At 64.4% G+C, this 19954-nt stretch carries 24 protein-coding genes and 1 riboswitch; of the genes, 18 read left to right on the top strand and 6 right to left on the bottom strand.

Going from position 1 to position 19954, the window contains the following annotated elements; genetic code table 11:
* Together QRN22_RS23035 and QRN22_RS23030 are read right to left on the bottom strand one after the other, a co-directional pair.
* A complete protein-coding gene (locus tag QRN22_RS23035; protein WP_042553295.1) occupies window positions 1–708 on the bottom strand; it encodes an ABC transporter ATP-binding protein in 708 nt (235 codons plus the stop codon).
* Between the two features lie 285 nt (window positions 709–993).
* Complete coding sequence (locus QRN22_RS23030; protein WP_042553294.1) at window positions 994–1575, bottom strand: DUF2796 domain-containing protein; 582 nt, start codon at window positions 1573–1575, stop codon at window positions 994–996.
* 121 nt (window positions 1576–1696) lie between these two features.
* On the opposite strand from QRN22_RS23030, the gene QRN22_RS23025 reads away from it, so the two are divergent.
* Window positions 1697–2047 (top strand): hypothetical protein, encoded by a 351-nt coding sequence (locus QRN22_RS23025; RefSeq protein WP_042553293.1) that lies wholly within the window; start codon window positions 1697–1699, stop codon window positions 2045–2047.
* A gap of 143 nt (window positions 2048–2190) precedes the next feature.
* On the opposite strand, the gene trxA is transcribed toward QRN22_RS23025, so the two are convergent.
* The 3 genes from trxA to QRN22_RS23010 form a co-directional block, all read right to left on the bottom strand.
* A complete protein-coding gene (gene trxA / locus QRN22_RS23020; protein WP_042553292.1) occupies window positions 2191–3063 on the bottom strand; it encodes a thioredoxin in 873 nt (290 codons plus the stop codon).
* Between the two features lie 68 nt (window positions 3064–3131).
* Window positions 3132–3794, bottom strand: a complete 663-nt coding sequence (locus tag QRN22_RS23015; RefSeq protein ID WP_042553291.1) for a class I SAM-dependent methyltransferase — start codon at window positions 3792–3794, stop codon at window positions 3132–3134.
* Window positions 3791–4228 carry a YbaY family lipoprotein gene (locus QRN22_RS23010; protein WP_042553290.1) on the bottom strand — a complete coding sequence of 146 codons (438 nt, stop codon included), beginning with the start codon at window positions 4226–4228 and terminating at the stop codon, window positions 3791–3793. Before QRN22_RS23010 ends, QRN22_RS23015 begins: the two co-directional genes overlap by 4 nt.
* A gap of 136 nt (window positions 4229–4364) precedes the next feature.
* Here QRN22_RS23010 and nrdR point away from each other — a divergent pair, with 136 nt between their 5' ends.
* The 11 genes from nrdR to QRN22_RS22955 all read left to right on the top strand — a co-directional run bounded on the left by nrdR (window position 4365) and on the right by QRN22_RS22955 (window position 12467).
* Window positions 4365–4829, top strand: coding sequence for a transcriptional regulator NrdR (gene nrdR, locus QRN22_RS23005; protein WP_042553289.1), 465 nt, complete (start codon window positions 4365–4367; stop codon window positions 4827–4829).
* A gap of 1 nt (window position 4830) precedes the next feature.
* Entirely contained in the window at window positions 4831–5949 is a 1119-nt protein-coding gene (gene ribD, locus QRN22_RS23000; RefSeq protein ID WP_042553288.1) for a bifunctional diaminohydroxyphosphoribosylaminopyrimidine deaminase/5-amino-6-(5-phosphoribosylamino)uracil reductase RibD, read from the top strand.
* Between the two features lie 79 nt (window positions 5950–6028).
* Window positions 6029–6185, top strand: a riboswitch (FMN riboswitch).
* Between the two features lie 91 nt (window positions 6186–6276).
* Window positions 6277–6738 (top strand): 6,7-dimethyl-8-ribityllumazine synthase, encoded by a 462-nt coding sequence (locus QRN22_RS22995; RefSeq protein WP_042553287.1) that lies wholly within the window; start codon window positions 6277–6279, stop codon window positions 6736–6738.
* A gap of 12 nt (window positions 6739–6750) precedes the next feature.
* Window positions 6751–7413 carry a riboflavin synthase gene (locus QRN22_RS22990; protein ID WP_042553286.1) on the top strand — a complete coding sequence of 221 codons (663 nt, stop codon included), beginning with the start codon at window positions 6751–6753 and terminating at the stop codon, window positions 7411–7413.
* Between the two features lie 13 nt (window positions 7414–7426).
* Entirely contained in the window at window positions 7427–8515 is a 1089-nt protein-coding gene (gene ribBA / locus QRN22_RS22985) for a bifunctional 3,4-dihydroxy-2-butanone-4-phosphate synthase/GTP cyclohydrolase II (protein WP_042553285.1), read from the top strand.
* A 100-nt stretch (window positions 8516–8615) separates the two neighbouring features.
* The gene (gene ribH, locus QRN22_RS22980; RefSeq protein ID WP_042553284.1) at window positions 8616–9092 is read left to right on the top strand and encodes a 6,7-dimethyl-8-ribityllumazine synthase; all 477 of its coding nucleotides are present in this window, start codon (window positions 8616–8618) and stop codon (window positions 9090–9092) included.
* Window positions 9089–9571, top strand: coding sequence for a transcription antitermination factor NusB (gene nusB, locus QRN22_RS22975; RefSeq protein ID WP_042553283.1), 483 nt, complete (start codon window positions 9089–9091; stop codon window positions 9569–9571). Before ribH ends, nusB begins: the two co-directional genes overlap by 4 nt.
* A gap of 5 nt (window positions 9572–9576) precedes the next feature.
* Complete coding sequence (gene thiL, locus QRN22_RS22970; protein ID WP_042553305.1) at window positions 9577–10542, top strand: thiamine-phosphate kinase; 966 nt, start codon at window positions 9577–9579, stop codon at window positions 10540–10542.
* Window positions 10535–11068, top strand: a complete 534-nt coding sequence (locus QRN22_RS22965) for a phosphatidylglycerophosphatase A family protein (protein WP_042553282.1) — start codon at window positions 10535–10537, stop codon at window positions 11066–11068. The genes thiL and QRN22_RS22965 overlap by 8 nt, the downstream gene beginning before the upstream one ends.
* Window positions 11069–11081: 13 nt before the next feature.
* Window positions 11082–11807: a transporter substrate-binding domain-containing protein gene (locus tag QRN22_RS22960; protein WP_042553281.1), complete on the top strand. Its 726-nt coding sequence runs from the start codon at window positions 11082–11084 to the stop codon at window positions 11805–11807.
* 15 nt (window positions 11808–11822) lie between these two features.
* A complete protein-coding gene (locus QRN22_RS22955; RefSeq protein WP_042553280.1) occupies window positions 11823–12467 on the top strand; it encodes a retropepsin-like aspartic protease family protein in 645 nt (214 codons plus the stop codon).
* 38 nt (window positions 12468–12505) lie between these two features.
* Here QRN22_RS22955 and QRN22_RS22950 read toward each other — a convergent pair whose 3' ends face one another.
* Window positions 12506–13780: a cation:proton antiporter gene (locus tag QRN22_RS22950; RefSeq protein ID WP_042553279.1), complete on the bottom strand. Its 1275-nt coding sequence runs from the start codon at window positions 13778–13780 to the stop codon at window positions 12506–12508.
* 306 nt (window positions 13781–14086) lie between these two features.
* Here QRN22_RS22950 and QRN22_RS22945 point away from each other — a divergent pair, with 306 nt between their 5' ends.
* The 6 genes from QRN22_RS22945 to QRN22_RS22920 all read left to right on the top strand — a co-directional run bounded on the left by QRN22_RS22945 (window position 14087) and on the right by QRN22_RS22920 (window position 19883).
* Window positions 14087–14800 carry an ABC transporter permease gene (locus QRN22_RS22945; protein WP_042553278.1) on the top strand — a complete coding sequence of 238 codons (714 nt, stop codon included), beginning with the start codon at window positions 14087–14089 and terminating at the stop codon, window positions 14798–14800.
* A gap of 11 nt (window positions 14801–14811) precedes the next feature.
* Window positions 14812–15702 (top strand): glycine betaine ABC transporter substrate-binding protein, encoded by an 891-nt coding sequence (locus QRN22_RS22940; RefSeq protein WP_042553277.1) that lies wholly within the window; start codon window positions 14812–14814, stop codon window positions 15700–15702.
* Window position 15703: 1 nt separating this feature from the next.
* Entirely contained in the window at window positions 15704–16363 is a 660-nt protein-coding gene (locus QRN22_RS22935) for an ABC transporter permease (protein ID WP_042553276.1), read from the top strand.
* Window positions 16364–16373: 10 nt separating this feature from the next.
* Window positions 16374–17528 carry an ABC transporter ATP-binding protein gene (locus tag QRN22_RS22930; protein ID WP_042553275.1) on the top strand — a complete coding sequence of 385 codons (1155 nt, stop codon included), beginning with the start codon at window positions 16374–16376 and terminating at the stop codon, window positions 17526–17528.
* A gap of 319 nt (window positions 17529–17847) precedes the next feature.
* Window positions 17848–18546 carry a response regulator transcription factor gene (locus QRN22_RS22925; protein WP_042553274.1) on the top strand — a complete coding sequence of 233 codons (699 nt, stop codon included), beginning with the start codon at window positions 17848–17850 and terminating at the stop codon, window positions 18544–18546.
* Entirely contained in the window at window positions 18543–19883 is a 1341-nt protein-coding gene (locus tag QRN22_RS22920; RefSeq protein ID WP_042553273.1) for a sensor histidine kinase, read from the top strand. Before QRN22_RS22925 ends, QRN22_RS22920 begins: the two co-directional genes overlap by 4 nt.
* Window positions 19884–19954: the final 71 nt, after the last annotated feature.

Below are 19954 nucleotides of genomic sequence, written 5' to 3'. Positions count from 1 at the left end.
TCAGACCTCCTGGGGTTTGCTGGCGCGGTTCAGTTCGGCCAGCGACAGGCTGCGGTCGAACAGCGGGGCCAGGCTCTGGTCGTGGCTGACGAACAGCAGGCTGGCGCCGACATCTCGGCATTCGCCGAACAGTAGTTCGAGGAAGGCCTGGCGCGCATCGGCGTCCAGCGCCGAAGTCGGTTCGTCGGCAATCACCAGCTCCGGCTGGCCGATCAGTGCGCGAGCCGCGGCTACGCGCTGTTGCTGGCCGATGGACAGCGAATCCGCACGCCGTTCGAGCAACTCCGGGCGCAGGCCGAGGTGTTCCAACAGTTTCGCCGCCGCCTGATCCACGCTGCCATAGCGCTGCGCTGCACGTTGTGCGCGGAGGCTGGAGAAGCGGCAGGGCAGCTCGACGTTGGCGCGAACGCTGAGAAAGGGCAGCAGGTTGAATTGCTGGAAGATGTAGCCGGTGTGGTCGACACGGAAACGATCCCGGCGCGCGGCCGAGAGGGCGGCGAGATCCTCGCCGAGCAGACGAATATTGCCTCGGCCAGGTTTCTGCACACCGCCGAGCAATCCGAGCAGGGTGGTCTTGCCACTGCCGCTGGGGCCCTTGAGAAACAGGGTCTCGCCGCGCTGCAGATGAAAGTTCGGAATATCCAGAAGCTCGTCCTGGCCGGGCCAGGCGAAGCCGAGGTCGGTGAGTTCGATCAGTGCTGAGGTCATGGGGGCTGCTGGCGATTGAGGTGACGGGGCAAGTGTGCCAGTCATGGGCACCTCTAAAAACTACCTGCGTTGTCATCGCGACGTTAAAAACAGGCTCGAATGCGAGTCCAATCAAAATGCTCGTTTACAGCTCGTAAACTCCGCTTTCTCGCCTGTTTTGCCTCGCGCTGACTGCCTCGCCTACGTTTTTACAGGTGCCCTTATGGCGCGAAATGCTGACCCGAGGGGTGTTGCAGGACATGTGCGAATGCAAACGCCTCCAGCTGGAGGCGTCCGCGAGGCCGATCAGAACTTCAATTGTGCATTGGCTGGCGTCGACTCGACACCTTGCTGGCCGCTTGGGCCGATCAGTTGCACGTTGATCTTCTGGGTCGCCGGGAACTGCTTGTAGAAGGCCGACAGGTCGAGCGTCTTCAGGGCGTCCGGCTGCTTGCAGGTGAAGCTGTAGTCGGCATCGATGTCGCTGTGCTCATGGTCGTGATCGTGGCCAGCGGCAGCTTCATCGTGATCATGGTCATCGTTGCCGAACAGCGGGCTTTTCAGTTCATGCTCGGTGAGGCTGCAACCGGCAGCAGCGGGCAGGCTGAACAAGGCGAGTGGTTTTTCCAGCAAGGCGCGAGCGGCAGCGACGGTTTTCTTGTCGGCCTCGCTGGTTGCTGCGTGCTCGAAACCGACGATGTTCATGGCCGGGCTTTCCAGTTCGATCTCCAGCTCGTTGCCCTCGAGCGCGACGTTCAGCGTGGCGACGCCGTGCTCATGCTTGCCGAGGCTACCGTGTTCATGGTCGTGATCGTGGTCATGATTCTGCGCGTGAGCAGTGGCCAGGGGAAGCAGGGCGAAGGGCAGGGCGAGCAGTAGGCGGCGCATGAGAGGGCTCCGGTGCGTGAAAGTTGTTGATACGTTATAACAAATTTATGGACGGAGATAGAGGGGATGCTTGGTTTGCCTGCCTGTGGGAGCATGGCATCCGGAAAGTTCGGAGGTGGTGATGGTGCGTATACGTGGACGGATCGGTGACTGGCCGGTGGATTTGACGGTGGAGCTCGACCCCCAGGACTGGGCGCAGCTGGCGGCCGCCGTGCCGGGGTCGCTGCAGAGCCCGGCCGCTGTTAGCCCTCAGGCCGTTCAGCCCGATCAGGACGGGCAATGGCAAACGGTGCTCGAGTTGTTGCGCCGGGCCGGACGCATCGACGGGCCGCAGTTGCTGGCGCAACTGGCCGCACTGGCTGGCGGTGAGGTGGCGGGCAAGCGGTTGTTGGTGCGCCTGCGTCATTGCGAGCAGGTGCGCATGGAAACCGGCCCGGATGCGCCGGTTTATTGCTGGGTAGAGCAGCCGTAGCCGGCAGGTATCGGTAGGAGCCGGCTTGCCGGCGATAGCGATGTCGAAATCAACGTTACATCGCCCGCAGGCGGGTTCCTACCAGGCCGCATGATCGAGCGCAGTAGTTTTCACACAGTCGGCTACGGGACAGGTTCTCGGAATCAATAGAGCGCCTGATACACCCGGCGGCGGTAGGTGGTTACCAGCGGGTGGTCGTTGCCGAGCAGGTCGAACACCTGCAGCAACGTCTTGTGCGGCAGGCCGTCGGCGTAGTTGCGGTTGCGCACGAAGAGTTTCAGCAGGGCGTCCAGAGCCGGCTCATACTGCTGGCGGGCGAGCTGCTGAATGGCCAGTTGATAGGCGGCTTCGTCGTCCTCGGCGTTCTGCGCCAGACGGCTCTTCAGGGTGGCGGCATCCGGCAGATCGGCCGCTTCACGCAGGAAGGTCAGTTGCGCGCGGGCTCCGGCCAGGGCCTGTTTGTGTTCATCACCCTGGACGGCATCGAGTACCTGTTGCGCCTCACCCAGTTCGCCGCGCTCTGCCAGGCAGCGTGCATACAGAATCAGTGCGGCAGCGTTGCTGTTGTCCTCGCCGAGCTTTTGCTTGAGCAGGGCTTCGGCTTCGCCGATGCGGCCATCGGCGAAGGCTTCCTGGGCGACGTCCAGCAGATCGGCCTCGGGCGCCTGAGGTTCTGGAACATGGGGCTGGAGCAGGGCGCGGATCGCCGACTCGGGTTGCGCCCCCTGAAAACCGTCGACCGGCTGGCCATTCTTGAACAGCACCACGGTCGGCAGGCTGCGGATGCCGAAGCGCGCGACGATTTCCTGTTCGATATCGCAGTTGACCTTGGCCAGCAGCAGTTCGCCCTGATAGCCCTCGGTGATCTGCGTCAGCAGGGGCATCAACGCCTTGCACGGCGCACACCAGTCGGCCCAGAAGTCCACCAGTACCGGTTTGCTGAACGAGTTCTCGATCACCAGCTGTTCAAACTGGACGGCGCCATTGATATCGAAGATGTACGGGGTGTCGCTCATGGTCGGTCTCTGTCCGGGCGGAAAGTGGTTAATTGGAGATGACTATAAATGTGGGCGCCGGTGCGCGGCTACAAGGGGCCGCCGTCGGCATGATAGAGGCTGACGTGGCGGAAGGTTTCGGGCTCAGCCAGGTCCGGCCAGGTACAGCCCTCCAGGCCGCCGATGCGGCGGTAGGCCGGGTGGCTGAAGTCGCGCACTCTCGAGTCGGCCACCAGCACCTGTCGGGCATGTTCGAGAACGCGGTCGAGCAGGGGCAGGTTGGCGCGGTCGTAGAGCACGTCGGCGACTATCGCCAGGTCGTAGTCGCGCCGCTCGGCGAACAGGTCGCTGGAATACTCCAGCTGCACGCCATTGAGTTCGGCGTTGGCCTTGCAGGCCGCCAGCGCAAGCGGGTCCAGATCGCAGGCCACCACCTGCGCCGCGCCTGCTCGCATGGCGGCAATGGCTGCCACGCCGGAGCCAGCACCGACATCCAGTACTCGTTTGCCGCGTACCCATTGCGGGTGCTGGGCCAGCCAGTCCACCAGCACCAGGCCGCTGGCCCAGCAGAAGCACCAGTAAGGCGGCTCCTCGAGAATACGCCGGGTTTCCTCGGGGCTGAAGCAGCGATCCATGTTCGCCGGGTCGATCAACCACAGGCGCAGGTCGCTACCCGGCAGGGCGGTCGCGCTCAGGTGGGCATCGCCGAGCAGCTCACTCAGGGCCGCCTGCAGGTGGCGCGGTGGTGTCACAGCGCGGGTGTTACGCGTACTTCGCCGAGCGCCTGGCTTTGTGGCTGGCGGATCAACTGGCTAGGCATGTGCAGCACCAGCTTGCCGGACTGATGAACCCGGCCACGCAGTTCCACGCGGATGCCCTGGTCGAAGTTCTCGGGGTTGAACTGCAGGCGAAACGGCAGCGGCGCGCCGGTTCCGCGCAGCTGGATGTTACCCAGCAGCTTGTTAGGCAGACCGCGTTCGTTGATGGTCAGCAGGGCCAGCTCCACATCGGCGCCCGCTGGCACGTCGAGTAGCGTGCCGGTGAGGTCACGCAGGTGTGCCGGCGTTGCCGCTGGCTCCTGTTTCGGCGCAGGCGCTGCGGGTGGTGCGGCGGGTGGCGGTGTTTCGCTGGCGCAGGCGGCGAGCAAGGCGGCGAGACTGAGCAGGGCGAGCGGGCGCAATGGCATGGGGAATTCCTCGGGGCAGTGGCTGGATTCTCCCCATAGCCAACGGCGAATGCAAAGGAAAGTGGCCCTGCGGCGCTTGGCACCGGGCCGGGGGGATGCGCTACCATGCTGGCTTTCCCGCCTGGCTTTCCCGACCATGCATTGCCCCTTTTGCTCCGCCAACGACACCAAAGTCATCGATTCCCGTCTGGTCGCCGAGGGCGATCAGGTGCGTCGCCGCCGAGAGTGCCTGGCCTGCGGTGAACGCTTTACCACGTTCGAGACCGCCGAACTGGTGATGCCGCGTCTGATCAAGCAGGACGGCAGCCGCCAGCCCTTCGACGAAGACAAGCTGCGAGCAGGCATGCAGCGCGCACTGGAGAAACGTCCGGTGAGCATCGAGCGGCTGGAGGCGGCCATCGCCCATATCAAGCACCGCCTGCGGGCCACCGGCGAGCGCGAGATCAAGTCGCTGGTGCTGGGCGAACTGGTGATGACCGAACTGCAGAAGCTCGACGAAGTGGCCTACATTCGTTTCGCCTCGGTGTACCGGCGCTTCCAGGATCTCAACGAATTCCGCGAGGAAATCGACCGTCTTTCCCGCGAGCCCAATCAGGACTGAGATGAGCACCAGCGATCAGGCATTCATGGCGCGCGCGCTCGAGCTGGCGCGCAAGGGGCTGTATTCCACCCATCCCAATCCCCGTGTCGGTTGCGTGATCGTGCGCGACGGCAAGATCGTCGGTGAGGGCTGGCACGCCAAGGCTGGCGAGCCCCATGCCGAGGTTCATGCGCTGCGCCAGGCCGGTGACAAGGCGCGTGGTGCTACCGCCTACGTCACCCTCGAACCCTGCAGCCACCACGGACGTACGCCGCCTTGCGCCGATGCCTTGGTCGAGGCAGGCGTCGCGAGGGTCGTCGCGGCCATGCAGGATCCCAATCCGCAGGTGGCCGGTCGTGGCCTGCTGAGGCTGATGAACGCCGGCATCTCGGTGCAGAGCGGCGTGCTGGAAAGCGAGGCGCGGGCGCTCAATGCCGGCTTCGTCAAACGCATGGAAAAGGGCTTGCCGCTGGTGCGGGTCAAGCTGGCCATGAGCCTGGACGGGCGCACCGCCATGGCCAGCGGCGAAAGCCAGTGGATCACCGGGCCAGCCGCTCGCGCAGCGGTGCAGCGGTTGCGGGCGCGCTCCAGCGTGGTACTGACTGGGGCCGATACGTTGCTGGCCGATGCGGCGCGTCTGACGGTGCGTCCCGACGAACTGGGCCTGGGCGCCGAGCTCACGGCGCTGGCTCAGGCTCGCCCGCCATTGCGCGTGCTGATCGACGGGCGCTTGCGGGTACCGCTGAGTGCACCGTTCTTCCAGGTGGGGCCGGCACTGGTGGCGACCTGCGCGGCGGCGACGTCGCGCGACCGTTATCTCGACGATGGCCACGAACTCCTGGCGATGCCCGGCAACAACGGCCATGTCGACTTGCGCAAATTGCTGCAGGAGCTGGCAGGCCGTGGTGCCAACGAGGTATTGGTCGAGGCCGGGCCGAAACTCGCCGGTGCGTTCGCCCGTCTGGGGCTGGTCGATGAGTACCAGTTGTTCGTCGCGCCCAAGTTCCTCGGCTCCAGTGCCAGGCCGTTACTCGATCTGCCCCTGGCGCGGATGGCCGAGGCCAAAGCGTTGAAGATCGTCGATATGCGCGCCGTGGGTGACGATTGGCGCATCATCGCGGTGCCCGATTCCGGCAACTGAGCGTTGCCGCTGGGGCACGCCCTCCGTGCACCGCCACGGCAACTATGGTAAAACGCCTGTCGGCCGCACAGCGTGGCCACAACGTTCTCAGGGCGGGGTGCGATTCCCCACCGGCGGTAATGGTGCGCAACGCATCTAGCCCGCGAGCGCCCGGTACGGCACCAGCCGCCCGGGGTCCAGCAGATCCGGTGCGATTCCGGAGCCGACGGTATAGTCCGGATGAAGAGAGAGCGGGATTGCCTGACAAGGCGCCCTTGCGGCTGCCGACGTCCGTAATGTCCCTATCGATCCAAGCTGCCCTGTTTTAACCATAAACAGGAGTTGAACATGTCCATTGCTTCTCACGTGCGCCGGGTTGCCTTCGTGCAAGCCTGCTGGCACCGCGAAATCGTCGATCAGTCCCGTAACGCCTTCCTCGAAGAAATGCAGCGCCAGGGCTATGCAGCGAGCGAGATCGACTGCTTCGAAGTCGGCGGCGCCTTCGAAATTCCCCTGCATGCCAAGCGCCTGGCCAAGAGCGGTCGTTATGCTGGCATCGTCGCTGCCGGGCTGGTGGTCGATGGCGGTATCTACCGTCACGAGTTCGTCGCCCAGGCGGTGATCGAGGGCCTGATGCAGGTGCAACTGGAAACCGACGTGCCGGTGTTCTCGGCGGTTCTCACGCCCCATCATTTCCATGCCGGTGAAGAGCACCAGACGTTCTTCCGCGAGCACTTCCTGGTCAAGGGCGCCGAGGCCGCGCGCACCTGTGCCGATACGCTGCGCAAGCTCAAAGAACTGCCGGTCTGACGAGGAGCACTTATGTTCACCGGAATCATCGCGTCCATCGGCAGCATCGCCGCCATCACCCCCAAGGGCGGCGACGTGCGTGTCTACGTCAAGACCGCCAAACTCGATCTGGGCGATGTGGCCCTGGGCGACAGCATCGCCGTCAACGGCGTGTGCCTGACCGCCGTGGAGTTGCCGGGTGACGGCTTCTGGGCCGACGTCAGCCGGGAAACCCTGGCGCGTACCGCCTTCATCGACCTCAAGAGCGGCAGCCGGGTCAATCTGGAAAAGGCGCTGACGCCTACCACCCGCCTGGGTGGTCACCTGGTCAGCGGCCATGTCGATGGCGTCGGCGAGATCGTCTCCCGTGAGGAGAACGCCCGCGCCATCCAGTTCAGGGTGCGTGCCCCGCGTGAGCTGGCCAAGTACATCGCCCACAAGGGCTCGATCACCGTCGACGGTACCAGCCTCACGGTGAACGCCGTGGATGGCGCCGAGTTCGAGCTGACCATCGTGCCGCACACCCTGGCCGAGACCATCATGGCCGACTACCGCCCCGGGCGTCGGGTGAATCTGGAGGTCGACCTGCTGGCCCGTTACCTGGAGCGCCTGCTGCTCGGTGACAAGGCGGCAGAGCCCAGCAGCGCAGGGCTCACCGAAGGTTTTCTCGCCGAACACGGCTACCTGAAGAATTAAGGACACCGCCACCATGGCACTCAACAGTATCGAAGAGCTGGTCGAAGACATTCGCGCCGGCAAGATGGTCATCCTCATGGATGACGAAGACCGTGAGAACGAAGGCGACCTGATCATCGCCTCGGAATGCGTGACCGCCGAGCACATCAACTTCATGGCGCGCTTCGCCCGCGGCCTGATCTGCATGCCGATGACCCGCGAGCGCTGCGAAACCCTCAAGCTGCCCCTCATGGCACCGCGCAACGGCTCGGGGTTCGGCACCAAGTTCACCGTTTCCATCGAAGCCGCCGAGGGCGTCACCACCGGTATCTCCGCCGCTGACCGCGCTCGCACCGTGCAGGCTGCGGCGGCGAAGAACGCGGTTGCCGAAGACATCGTCAGCCCCGGCCACATCTTTCCGTTGATGGCCCAGCCCGGCGGCACCCTGGCCCGCGCCGGGCATACCGAAGCGGCCTGCGACCTGGCTCGGATGGGCGGCTACGAGCCGAGCGGAGTGATCTGCGAGATCATGAACGACGACGGCACCATGGCCCGTCGCCCGGAGCTGGAAGTGTTCGCCGAGCAGCACGGCATCAAGATCGGCACCATCGCCGACCTGATCCACTACCGGCTGATCCACGAACGTACCGTGACCCGCATCGCCGAGCAGCCGCTGGACAGTGAAGTGGGCCAGTTCAATCTGGTGACCTTCCGGGATTCGGTGGAAGGCGACGTGCACATGGCCCTGACCCTGGGCACCATCTGTCCGGAAGAGCCAACCCTGGTACGCGTGCACAACATGGACCCGATGCGCGACCTGCTGATGGTGCGTCAACCCGGTCGCTGGAGCCTGCGTGCGGCAATGACCGAAGTGGCCAACGCCGGCAGTGGCGTGGTACTGCTGCTGGGCCATTCGCTGGATGGCGACGAGGTGCTGGCACATATTCGCGAGGCGGATGGTGCTGCCAGCAAGGCACCGAGCACCTACAGTACGGTCGGTGCCGGTTCGCAGATCCTGCGCGACCTCGGTGTGCGCAAGATGCGCCTGATGAGTGCGCCGATGAAGTTCAATGCGATATCCGGTTTCGATCTGGAAGTTGTAGAATACCTGCCCCCGAAATAACGGGTGACCGTCACGGTGAGCTACGGTTAGCTCACCGACACTATTTTCAGGGCCTGCCACGGCATGCCCTGGCTCTTTAAAGACAGCTCGAGAACTCGCTATGACACTGAAGACCATCGAAGGTACTTTCATCGCTCCCGAGGGCCGCTTCGCCCTGGTGGTCGGCCGCTTCAACAGCTTCGTGGTCGAAAGCCTGGTCAGCGGCGCCGTCGACGCCCTGGTACGCCATGGCATCAGCGAAAGCGACATCACCATCATCCGTGCTCCTGGCGCCTTCGAAATTCCGCTGGTTGCCCAGAAAGTCGCCCAGCGCGGCGAGTACAGCGCGATCATCGCCCTTGGCGCAGTGATCCGTGGCGGCACGCCGCACTTCGAATACGTAGCAGGCGAATGCACCAAGGGCCTGGCCCAGGTATCCATGGAATTCGGCGTACCGGTCGCTTTCGGCGTGCTGACCGTCGACTCCATCGAGCAGGCCATCGAGCGCTCCGGCACCAAGGCTGGCAACAAGGGTGCCGAAGCTGCCCTGTCCGCTCTGGAAATGGTCAGCCTGCTGGCGCAGTTGGAGGCCAAGTGAGCCAGAACGACAACAAGCCGGTCAAAAAGGGCCCAAGCGCCAAGGTACTGGCTCGCCGTCAGGCGCGTACGCTGGCCATGCAGGCGCTGTACTCCTGGCATATCGCCGGGCAGGCGCTCAACGAGATCGAGGCCCAGTTCCGTGTCGACAACGACTTCAGCGCGGTCGACGGGGCTTACTTCCACGAGATCCTGCACGGCGTGCCGCGTCAGAAGACCGAGATCGACAGTTCCTTCGAGCCCTTGCTCGATCGTCCGCTGGAAGAGATCGATCCGGTCGAGCTGTCCATCCTGCGTCTGTCCACCTACGAGCTGCGTAACCGCATCGACGTGCCGTACCGCGTGGTGATCAACGAAGGCATCGAGCTGGCCAAGGTGTTCGGCGCCACCGACGGGCACAAGTTCGTCAACGGCGTGCTGGACAAGCTGGCGCCGAAGCTGCGTGCCGACGAAGTCCGCGATTTCAACAGCAAGCGCTGAGTGTGTTGGGCGAGTTCGAGCTGATCCGTCATTACTTCGCTGCTGCCGCCTGCGCGCAGGCGGCAGATGGTGTGGTGCTGGGGATCGGCGACGACTGCGCCCTGCTGGAAGTGCCCGTCGATGAACAACTGGCGGTTTCCACCGACACCCTGGTTGCCGGTGTGCACTTTCCCGCCGATGCGGCGGGCCTGTTACTCGGCCAGCGTGCCCTGGCCGTTTCGGTCAGTGACCTGGCCGCCATGGGAGCGGCACCTCTTGCCTTCACCCTGGCCCTGACGCTCCCCGACGTTGCCCCTGACTGGCTGGCCGATTTCACCGCCGGGCTGGAAAGCATGGCGCGCCATTGCGGTGTGCACCTGATCGGTGGCGATACCACCCGTGGGCCGTTGAGCCTGACCCTGACCGTATTCGGCCGTGTGCCCAAGGGCCTGGCGCTGACCCGTGCCGGGGCGCGCGCAGGCGATCTGCTGTGTGTCGGCGGTTCGCTTGGTGACGCCGCAGGTGCCTTGCCCTTCGTTCTCGGCGAGCAGCCGCTGCGCGAGGACGCCAACGCGTTGCTGGCCCACTACTGGTCGCCGTCACCGCAGTTGGCACTGGGGCAGGCGTTGCGCGGGCTGGCCACGGCGGCGCTGGACATCTCCGATGGCCTGCTCGCCGACTGCGGGCATATCGCCCGGGCATCCGGCGTGGCACTGATCGTCGAACAGCAACGCCTGCCTCTGTCAGCAGCCCTGCGAGCCTGTGCGGGCGACGAAACGGCACGCCAGCTGGCGCTTGCCGGTGGCGATGACTACGTGCTTGCCTTTACTCTGCCTGCCGAGAAGCTGGACGGGCTGCGCGCCATGGGGCAGCCTGTGCACGTGATCGGTCGCGTCGAGGCCGGACAGGGCGTACACCTGCAGGACGCCGAAGGCCGAGCCATCCAGCCGCTGCAGCGTGGCTACCAACATTTCGGATCGCAACGTGACTGATCATCCCAAGCAAGTCCCCGCCGAATTCGTGCCGCCCTCCGTGTGGCGCAACCCCTGGCATTTCATCGCCTTTGGTTTCGGCTCCGGCACGTTGCCCAAAGCGCCAGGCACCTGGGGCTCGATGGTTGCAGTGCCGTTCATCCCGTTGTGGCAGATGTTGCCAGACTGGGGCTACTGGCTGATGCTGGGCGTCACCATGCTGTTCGGTGTCTGGCTGTGCGGCAAAGTGGCCGAGGACCTGCGCGTACACGACCATGAGGGTATCGTCTGGGACGAGATGGTCGGCATGTGGATCACCCTGTGGCTGGTGCCGGAAGGGTGGGGCTGGGTGTTGGTGGGTTTTCTGGTATTTCGCTTCTTCGATATTCTCAAGCCGTGGCCGATCCGCTGGATCGACCGGCACGTGCACGGTGGCTTCGGCATCATGCTCGACGATGTGCTGGCCGGTGTGTTCGCCTGGCTGGCCATGCAGGTCCTGGTGTGGGGCTGGAGCAACGGCCTGGCGGCCAACCTGGGCTTCGCCTAATCCTGGAGGTGCGATGATTCGCGGTTTCTGGCTGGCTCTGCTGTTATCGCTCGGCGCCTGCGTTCAGGCGAGCGACGACGTGCCCGCGAACATTCGCATGGCCAGCGATGTCTGGGTGGATCGAATCAATGCCGACGGTACGGGCCTGTCCTGGGACATCCTGCGCCTGGTATTCGAGCCCGCCGGGGTCAAGCTGGACATGCAGATCGTGCCCTACACCCGATCCGTCGGCCTGGTGAAGCGTGGTGAGGCGGATGCCTGGGTGGCGTCCTATCAGAACGAGGTCAGCGGTGGCGTGGTGTACCCCACCTGGCACTACGATTCGGACCTGATCAGCGCCCTGAGCCTGGCCAGCAAGCCGCTGCCGGACCAGAAGACGCTCTCCGCTTCGCGCCTGGTATGGATGCGCGGTTACGAGTACCAGCGCTACATCCCCGGTCTCACCCATTACAACGAATTGCTGCGCCGTGGCGGCATCCTGCCGATGCTCGATTACGACCATGCCGACTACTACATCGATGCCCAACCGGAGGTTCAGGAAGTGCTCGCGGGCGCTGCCGACACCTCCAAGTACCGGGTCACCGATCTGATACGCCTGCCCCTGTACATCGGCTTCGCCGACACGCCGCGTGGGCGGGCATTGGCGAAACTGTACGACCAGCGTATGGCCCAACTCGTCGAGCAGGACGCGCTGCGTCCGGTCTTCGAGCGCTGGGGCCAGCACTACCCCTTCGATTAGCCGAGAGAGGCAGGGATGCGTCGATTGATCTTTGGCATGGCCGGCCTGCTGGCTGCTCAACTGAGTCTGGCTGCGCCGCAGGTACAGGTCGTCGGCCTGTTTCCGGGGGCTGCGGTGATTTCCGTCGATGGCCAGCGCAAGCTGGTGCGTGTCGGCCAGAGTGGCCCAGGTGGCGTGCAGGTGGTGAGTGCCGACAGCCGCAGCGCCGTGTTGCGAGTCGACGGCGTGGAGCGCAGTTACAGCCTCAGCCGCGAGTACAACGTCAGCGGTTTCGTCGAGCCGCAGAAACAGACCTTGAGCATCGCCCGCAGCAATGGTGGTCATTACTGGGCCGAGGGCGCGATCAATGGCCGCGCGCAGCAGTTTCTGGTCGATACCGGTGCCACTTCGGTGGCGCTCAACGAGAATCAGGCCCGCCGCCTTGGCATCGACTACCGTACCCGGGGGCAGCCGACCCAGGTCAGCACCGCCAGCGGTACTGCCCGTGGCTGGCGCGTGACGCTGGACAAGGTCAGCGTCGGTGCGCTGCAGGTGCTGGGTGTCGAGGCGGTTGTTCTGGAAGGCGCCTCGCCGGCCGAAGCGCTGCTCGGCATGAGCTTTCTCAATCGGATCGGCTGGCGGGTGGAGAACAACCTGCTGGTGCTCGAGTCCCGTCTTTGAGTCACGGCTGGCGATAGCGTCATCGCCAGCGCGCCCGGTCAGTGGCGGTCGTCGACAGCCGCTTGCGGCATGTCGCGGTACAAGCGGCTGACCAGCGGACCGATGGACAACCCCTGCAGCAGGATCGAGGTGAGCACGACGATGTAGGTCAGGCTCAGCAGCAGATCACGCTCCTCGCCGAGTGGCAGCGACAGTGCCAGGGCCACCGACACGCCACCGCGCAAGCCGCCCCAGGTGAGGATGCGGATCGCACCGTGGGACACCTGGCGGCGCCCGCCCGCGCTGCGGCGCATGATCAGAATGGCCGGCGCCACGGTCAGCAGGCGGGCCACCAGTACCGCGCCGCCAAGCACGAACGCCGCGATGATGTGCAGCCAGGAGAACGGCAGGAGCAGCAGCTCCAGGCCGATCAGGGCGAACAGCAGGGCATTGAGGATTTCGTCGATCAGTTCCCAGAAACCGTCCACGTAACGCCGCGACTCATCCGACATCGCATGCTTGCGGCCCATGTTGCCGATGATCAGACCGGCCACCACCATGGCGATCGGCCCGGAAACGTGCAGGCGCGAAGCCAGTGCCGCACCGCCGAATACCAGCGCCAGGGTCAGCATCACTTCTACCTGATACTGGTCGATGCTGCGCAGCATCAGCAGCACGCCATAGCCCAGCGCAGCGCCGAACAGCAGCCCGCCAACCGCTTCATGGATGAACAGCCAGCTCACCGTGCCCAGCGTTGGCGTACTGCCCAGTTGCAGGATGCCGAGCAGGATGGTGAACACCACCACCGCCGTGCCGTCGTTGAACAGCGACTCACCGACGATGGTGGTCGCCAGCGGCTTCGGTGCACCCGACGACTTGAGAATGCCCATCACCGCGATCGGGTCGGTAGGCGAGATCAGCGCGCCGAACAGCAGGCAGTAGATGAAATCCACGTGCCAGCCGAACAGGGCGAAGATGTAGTAGGCCAGGGTACCGATCACGCTGGTGGCGATCAGCACGCCGACGGTGGCCAGCAGGCCGATGGGCCACTTGTAGCTGCGCAGGTCGCTGAGGTCCACGTGCAGCGCTCCGGCGAACAGCAGTGCCGGCAGGAACCAGGTCATGAGGATGTCGGAGAAATCGATGCGGCGAATGATTTCCTGCGCTTCGAGCTCGATCAGCGGGTAGCCGAGCTGGCTCAGGCCCTGGGCGATCAGCGAGAAGATCAGCGCGGTGGCCATCACGCCAATGGTCGGTGGCAGGCGTATGAAACGGTAGTTGACGTAGGTGAGCAGGGTGGTGAGGACGATGAAAGCGGCTACGAGGTCGAGCACAGGGTCTCCTTTGAGGGCTGGTGTTCGCCATCCCGGCGAACACCCTGGAGGCCCGATGATACCTGCGTTGTAACCGGATGTGTGGTGCTGCTGGCCTTTTGGTACATGGCAGAACGATGGCAAGAAGGTTGAACCGGAGCCGTTCGTGAGGGTCGAGTAACCATGGGCCGGAAGGCTGCGAGGCGCATTTGCAGAGGCATGCAGAACGTCTGGCGAGCGATGTTCCCTTCCGGTGTTTGACGGCTGACGCGCAACGCGTCCGGCCAGCTCGACGGGCTGTTGCCCGTCGCTGATTGGAGTCGAAACATGTTGAAAAGCTTGGGCAAGGTGCTGCTGGGCGCTGCGGCGCTGGTTGCGGTACTGGCCTTGCTGATCCACTGGATCACCCCCGCAGTGCTCGCTTCGCACCGCGAAGACCTCATCTTCTACCTGCAGGCGCATCTGTATCTGGTGTTCCTGTCGATGTTCGCAGCGTTGGCGGTGGGAATCCCCGCGGGCATCCTGCTCAGTCGACCGGGGCGCGAGCACAGTGCCGAGCGCATCATGCAGGTGTTCAACGTGGGCAACACCGTGCCGCCGCTGGCGGTGCTGGCGATTGCCCTGTCCATCGTCGGTATCGGCAATGGCCCGGCGGTGCTCGCCCTGTTTCTCGCCTCACTGCTGCCCATCGTGCGTAACACCTATGAAGGTCTGCGCAACGTGCCGGGTTCGCTGAAGGAAGCGGCCACCGGTATCGGCATGACACCCGGCCAGGTGCTCTGGCAGGTCGAGTTGCCCAACGCCGTACCGATCATCGTTGGCGGCGTGCGCGTCGCGCTGGCGCTGAACGTTGGCACTGCACCGCTGGTTTTTCTGATCGGCGCCAACAGCCTCGGCAGTCTGATCTTTCCGGCCATCGCCCTGGAAGATCAGCCATTGCTGATTCTGGGCGCGGCAGCCACAGCCCTGCTGGCACTGCTGCTCGACGGCCTGGTGGCCGCGGTCAGCCGTTTCTGGTTCGAGCGAGGCCTGGCCCGCTAATGGAGACCTTGATGAAGTCATTTGTTCTTGGCCTCGGCATGCTGCTGGCCGCTACCAGCCAGGCGGCGGAAATTCGCATCGGCGCCAAGGTATTTACCGAGCAGGCGATCCTCTCGGAACTCACCGCGCAGTACCTGCAGCCCCACGGCTATCAGTCGCGCATCGTCGGCAATCTGGGCAGCACCATTGCCTGGAATGCCATGAAGAACGGCCAGCTGGATCTGACCTGGGAATACACCGGCACCTCGCTGGTGGCCTACAACAAGGTGACCGAGCGCCTCGACAAGGACGCGGCCTACGCGCGGGTCAAGGAGCTGGATGCCAAGACCGGCGCGATCTGGCTGGCGCCGACTCGCTTCAACAACACCTATGCCCTGGCGCTGCCGGAAAAGGTCGCCGAGGAACACCCGGATATCAAGAGCATCAGCGACCTGGCGGAGGCTCTGCAGCAGCCGGGCAAGGGCAATCGCCTGCTGGCGCTGGATATCGAGTTCGCCAACCGCTCCGATGGTCTCGACGGGCTGGTCAAGGAATACGGTCTGAGCTTCACCCGCAACGAGATCCGCCAGATGGACCCGGGCCTGGTCTACACCGCGCTGCGCAACGGCCAGGTGTTCGTCGGCCTGGTGTACACCACCGATGGCCGTCTGGACTCCTTTGGCCTGCGCCTGCTCGAGGACGACAAGGGCTACTTCCCTGACTACACCGCAGCCCCTGTGGTGAATGCCGACTACCTGAAGGAGCACCCTGATCTGGAAGCCCTGCTCAAACCCCTGGCCGAGCGCCTGGACGACGCCACCATGCGTCGCCTCAACGCCCGCGTCGATGTCGAGCGCGAGACGCCCGCTGCGGTGGCCGCCGACTTCCTTCGTGAACAGAAATTGATCGAGGGGGATCGTTGATATGGATTTCATGACCGCTTTTCAGCATATCGACTGGGCACAGGTTGTCAGCCTGACCGGTGAACACATCGCCCTGGTCGGTATCGCCGTCGGCCTGGCGATCGTCATCGGCGTGCCGCTGGGCATTCTGATGACCCGCTTCCCGTGGATTGCCGGACCGCTGCAGGGCGCCGCCACGGTCGTGCTGACGCTGCCGGCCATCGCGCTGTTCGGCCTGCTGTTGCCGTTCTACTCGCAGTTCGGGCAGGGCCTCGGGCCGCTGCCGGCCGTCACCGCCGTGTTCCTCTATTCACTGCTGCCGATCCTGCGCAACACCTACCTGGCATTGAGCAGCGTCGAGCCGGGCATCCGCGAGGCGGGTAAGGGCATTGGCATGAGTTTCTGGCAGCGCCTGCGCATGGTCGAGCTGCCGATCGCCGTGCCGGTCATTCTGGCTGGCGTGCGCACTGCCGTGGTGATGAACATCGGCGTGATGACCATCGCCGCCACCATCGGCGCCGGCGGCCTTGGCGTACTGATTCTCACGGCCATCAGTCGCAGCGACATGGCCACCCTTCTCGTCGGCGCGGTGCTGGTGAGCCTGCTCGCCATCGTCGCCGACCTGTTTTTGCAGTGGCTGCAGAAAACGCTCACTCCCCGTGGCCTGAAAGCCGCCCACTGAGGACTCGAACATGATTCAACTCGATAAGCTGACCAAGAAATTCCACCAGAAAGGCAAGGACGTCGTAGCCGTCAACGAAGTCAGTCTGACCGTCGACGAAGGGCAGATCTGCGTGTTCCTCGGCCCGTCCGGCTGCGGCAAGAGCACCACCCTGAAGATGATCAACCGGCTGATCGAACCGACCTCCGGGCGGGTGCTGATCAACGGCGAGGACACCACCGGCATCGACGAGGTGACCCTGCGCCGCAACATCGGCTATGTGATCCAGCAGATCGGTCTGTTCCCCAACATGACCATCGAGGAAAACATCACCGTGGTGCCCAAGCTGCTCGGCTGGGACAAGAAACGCTGCCACGAGCGGGCGGTCGAGCTGATGAGCATGGTGCAACTGGAGCCCAAACAATACCTGTCGCGCTATCCCCGTGAGCTGTCCGGTGGCCAGCAACAGCGTATCGGCGTTATCCGCGCCCTGGCAGCCGATGCGCCGGTGCTGCTGATGGATGAGCCCTTCGGCGCGGTCGACCCGGTCAACCGCGACGCCATCCAGAACGAGTTCTTCCAGATGCAGCGGGCGCTCAACAAGACCGTGATCATGGTCAGCCACGACATCGACGAAGCCATCAAGCTGGGCGACAAGATCGCCATCTTCAAGGACGGCACGCTGCTCCAGTTCGACCACCCTGACACCCTGCTGGCGCACCCTGCAGACGACTTCGTCAGTGGCTTCGTCGGCCAGGACAGCACCCTCAAGCGTCTGCTGCTGATCCGCGCCGAAGACGCTGCCGACGATGCCCCGTCGGTGTTGCCGGAAACCTCGGTAGCCGATGCCGTGGAATTGATGGAGGAGCACGACCGCCGTCACCTGGTGGTGACCGATGGGCAGAAAAAGGGCCTGGGCTACATCCGCCGCCGCGACCTGCGCGGGCAGGGCGGTTCGGTGCAGCCATTCCTGCAGCCGTTCAACGCCACCGCCTCCCACGACGAACACCTGCGCATCCTGCTGTCGCGCATGTACGAGTTCAATCGCTCCTGGCTGCCGGTACTCAGCGCCGACAACGACTTCCTCGGCGAAGTCACCCAGGAATCCATCGCCGACTACCTCAGCTCCGGGCGCTCGCGTGGCAAGAGCAGCATCGTCTCGCCGGCGGAGCAGGTGGCGGTCTAAGGAGGGCTGGGGCTCTCCGGCCACTCAACGCCATCGTTTCGTGGATTGCAGTGTCCCGTAGGAGCCCGCTTGCGGGCGATCCCTGCAGCCGACAGAGATATCGGCTGCAGGGCAGCCACTTCATCGCCCGCAAGCGGGCTCCTACCCGATCGCCATAAGCCCCATCTTGTAGAGACAGGCTGCGAGCGCCGCAGCCTGACCTCCATCTCTGCGCCTAGCCGGGCTCGGTGACGGCCATTACCATGCCGCCGCAACTCGCGTAATCTATCTGAGAATTATTATCTTTGATGGGTGCCGCTCCCGGCCCCTGGGAGGGGCCATGCCGGCCAGCCTGGCACGCATTCTGATCATCGAGGACGACCGAACCCTGTGCGCCCAGCTTGGCGAGCTGTTGCGCGGCCAGGGCTATGCCACCAGCTCGAGTCACTTGGGCGAAGCGGGGCTCGGCATGGCGATCAGCGATGCGCCGGATCTGGTGCTGCTGGACGTGCTGCTGCCGGATCTCAATGGCTTTTCCGTTCTACGCCGCCTGCGTGAGCAACAGCAGACGCCAGTGATCATGCTGACCGCCTGTGGCGCCGAGGAGGAGCGCATTCGCGGCCTGCGCCACGGTGCCGATGACTACCTGCCCAAGCCATTCAACATCACCGAACTGCAACTGCGCATCGATGCCGTGTTGCGGCGTACCCGGGTGACCGACAGCGTGCGCCCGGTAGACGTGCAGCAACTGCAGGCCAACGAGTTGCGCCTCGAGCGTCACGCTCAGCGGGTCACGGTCAACGAGCGCGAGGTCAGCCTCACGCCGATCCAGTTTCGTGTGCTCTGGCACCTGGTCAGTCACCGTGGCGAAGCGCTCAGCAAGCCCTACCTGTATCGCACGGTGCTGGAACGCGACTACAGCAGCTACGACCGCAGCCTGGACATGCACATCAGCCGCATACGCCGGTTGCTGGGAGAGGCGGGCTTGGCGACGGATCGCCTGCAGACCCTGCATGGCCGGGGTTACGTATTCCAATGAACCGGCGCCTGTTCTGGAAGCTGTGCATCGTCATCGCCGTGGGCAGCGTTGGGCTGTTCTGGATCATCGCCCGGGTCGCCTGGCAGACCGAAGAGCGCATGAGTTTCATCGACGCCGAGCACCAGCGCACCCTTCGTCATTACGGCGAGCAGGCCGAGTCGCTGTATCGTGGTGGCGATCACCAGGCGCTTGAGCGCTGGCTCAATACGTTGCAGCAGCAGGAGCGGACCTGGGCCGCCGTGGTACGAGCCGAGGTGCGCCCGCTGGCCGGCGAGCTGTCGGAACGCTTTCAGGACGGTTTCGGCCTGGGCCGCGATGTCAGCTGGAAGATCCACCTGTACTTCGCGGAAAACCCGATCATGGATATTCCCTTCAGTGATCGCAGCGCCAGTTTTCTGATCCAGCTGCCCCAGCGCATGCGCCCCGGCCTCAACTGGCACTACGCCAAACTGCTGCTGCAACTGGTGGTGCCGCTGGTGCTGCTGCTGATCGTCTGCCTGGTGCTGTACCGCCATTTGATGCAGCCGCTACGGCGGCTCGAACAGGCCACGCGGCAGTTCAGCGATGGCCGCTACGACGTACGGGTGCGCTCGCTGCTCGGCTCGCGCAACGACGAGCTGGCCAGTCTGGCGGATACCTTCGACGCCATGGCCGAACGCACTGGGCAACTGATCATCGACCAGCGCCAGCGTCTGGCGGACATGTCTCACGAATTGCGCACGCCGCTGACCCGCATCGAAATGGCGGTCAGCCTGGCCGAGCAGGGCGCCGACAGTCGCGTGCTGCTCGAACGCATCCGTGACGATTGCAACGGCATGCGCCAACTGGTCGAGGATGCCCTGACCCTCAGTTGGCTGGAAAACGAGCGCCCGCAGTTGCGTGACGAAACCCTCGACCTCACCGAACTGCTCGACAGCATTCTCGATGATGCCCGCTTCGAGTACCCGGATCGCCAGTTGCTGGCGCAACTGCCGGAAGAGGCGGTGCTGGCCGGCAGCAGCCATCGTGCGTTGGGCCAGGCCATCGAGAACGTGGTGCGCAATGCCCTCGACCACACGCCGCCAGGTGGGGTGGTCGAGGTCGACCTGCAGGCCGATGAACAGGCCTGGCAGTTGCAGATTCGTGATCAGGGCCCGGGCGTCGACGAACAGTGGCTGGAGCGGATCTTCCAGCCGTTCTTCCGGGTGGGCGGCGAGCGTGCCGGCTACGGCCTGGGCTTGGCACTGGCGCAGCGGCAGGTTCGCGCTACCGGCGGCAGCATCCGGGCGAGCAATCGTGAGGGCGGTGGGCTGCAGCTGACCATCTGCCTGCCGCAGCAGGCGAGCGGGCAGTCGTAACAGTTGTAAAAGTTGTACGTGCCCTCGGCTGGATTCGATAAGAATTTGCGAATACGAAATATTTGCATCTT

The organism is Pseudomonas sp. MEJ086, from assembly GCF_030209025.1.
Lineage (GTDB): Bacteria > Pseudomonadota > Gammaproteobacteria > Pseudomonadales > Pseudomonadaceae > Aquipseudomonas > Aquipseudomonas fulva_A.
Note: the sequence above shows the minus strand (reverse complement) of the source record. Positions and strands in the feature narration are given on the sequence as shown.

What these genes read in the sequence shown, in the direction of transcription:
- QRN22_RS23035 (WP_042553295.1), bottom strand. Translation starts at nt 708, where the DNA reads ATGACCTCAGCACTGATCGAACTCACCGACCTCGGCTTCGCCTGGCCC.
- QRN22_RS23030 (WP_042553294.1), bottom strand. Translation starts at nt 1,575, where the DNA reads ATGCGCCGCCTACTGCTCGCCCTGCCCTTCGCCCTGCTTCCCCTGGCC.
- QRN22_RS23025 (WP_042553293.1), top strand. Translation starts at nt 1,697, where the DNA reads ATGGTGCGTATACGTGGACGGATCGGTGACTGGCCGGTGGATTTGACG.
- trxA (WP_042553292.1), bottom strand. Translation starts at nt 3,063, where the DNA reads ATGAGCGACACCCCGTACATCTTCGATATCAATGGCGCCGTCCAGTTT.
- QRN22_RS23010 (WP_042553290.1), bottom strand. Translation starts at nt 4,228, where the DNA reads ATGCCATTGCGCCCGCTCGCCCTGCTCAGTCTCGCCGCCTTGCTCGCC.
- nrdR (WP_042553289.1), top strand. Translation starts at nt 4,365, where the DNA reads ATGCATTGCCCCTTTTGCTCCGCCAACGACACCAAAGTCATCGATTCC.
- ribD (WP_042553288.1), top strand. Translation starts at nt 4,831, where the DNA reads ATGAGCACCAGCGATCAGGCATTCATGGCGCGCGCGCTCGAGCTGGCG.
- QRN22_RS22995 (WP_042553287.1), top strand. Translation starts at nt 6,277, where the DNA reads ATGTCCATTGCTTCTCACGTGCGCCGGGTTGCCTTCGTGCAAGCCTGC.
- QRN22_RS22990 (WP_042553286.1), top strand. Translation starts at nt 6,751, where the DNA reads ATGTTCACCGGAATCATCGCGTCCATCGGCAGCATCGCCGCCATCACC.
- ribBA (WP_042553285.1), top strand. Translation starts at nt 7,427, where the DNA reads ATGGCACTCAACAGTATCGAAGAGCTGGTCGAAGACATTCGCGCCGGC.
- ribH (WP_042553284.1), top strand. Translation starts at nt 8,616, where the DNA reads ATGACACTGAAGACCATCGAAGGTACTTTCATCGCTCCCGAGGGCCGC.
- QRN22_RS22960 (WP_042553281.1), top strand. Translation starts at nt 11,082, where the DNA reads ATGATTCGCGGTTTCTGGCTGGCTCTGCTGTTATCGCTCGGCGCCTGC.
- QRN22_RS22955 (WP_042553280.1), top strand. Translation starts at nt 11,823, where the DNA reads ATGCGTCGATTGATCTTTGGCATGGCCGGCCTGCTGGCTGCTCAACTG.
- QRN22_RS22945 (WP_042553278.1), top strand. Translation starts at nt 14,087, where the DNA reads ATGTTGAAAAGCTTGGGCAAGGTGCTGCTGGGCGCTGCGGCGCTGGTT.
- QRN22_RS22940 (WP_042553277.1), top strand. Translation starts at nt 14,812, where the DNA reads ATGAAGTCATTTGTTCTTGGCCTCGGCATGCTGCTGGCCGCTACCAGC.
- QRN22_RS22935 (WP_042553276.1), top strand. Translation starts at nt 15,704, where the DNA reads ATGGATTTCATGACCGCTTTTCAGCATATCGACTGGGCACAGGTTGTC.
- QRN22_RS22930 (WP_042553275.1), top strand. Translation starts at nt 16,374, where the DNA reads ATGATTCAACTCGATAAGCTGACCAAGAAATTCCACCAGAAAGGCAAG.
- QRN22_RS22925 (WP_042553274.1), top strand. Translation starts at nt 17,848, where the DNA reads ATGCCGGCCAGCCTGGCACGCATTCTGATCATCGAGGACGACCGAACC.
- QRN22_RS22920 (WP_042553273.1), top strand. Translation starts at nt 18,543, where the DNA reads ATGAACCGGCGCCTGTTCTGGAAGCTGTGCATCGTCATCGCCGTGGGC.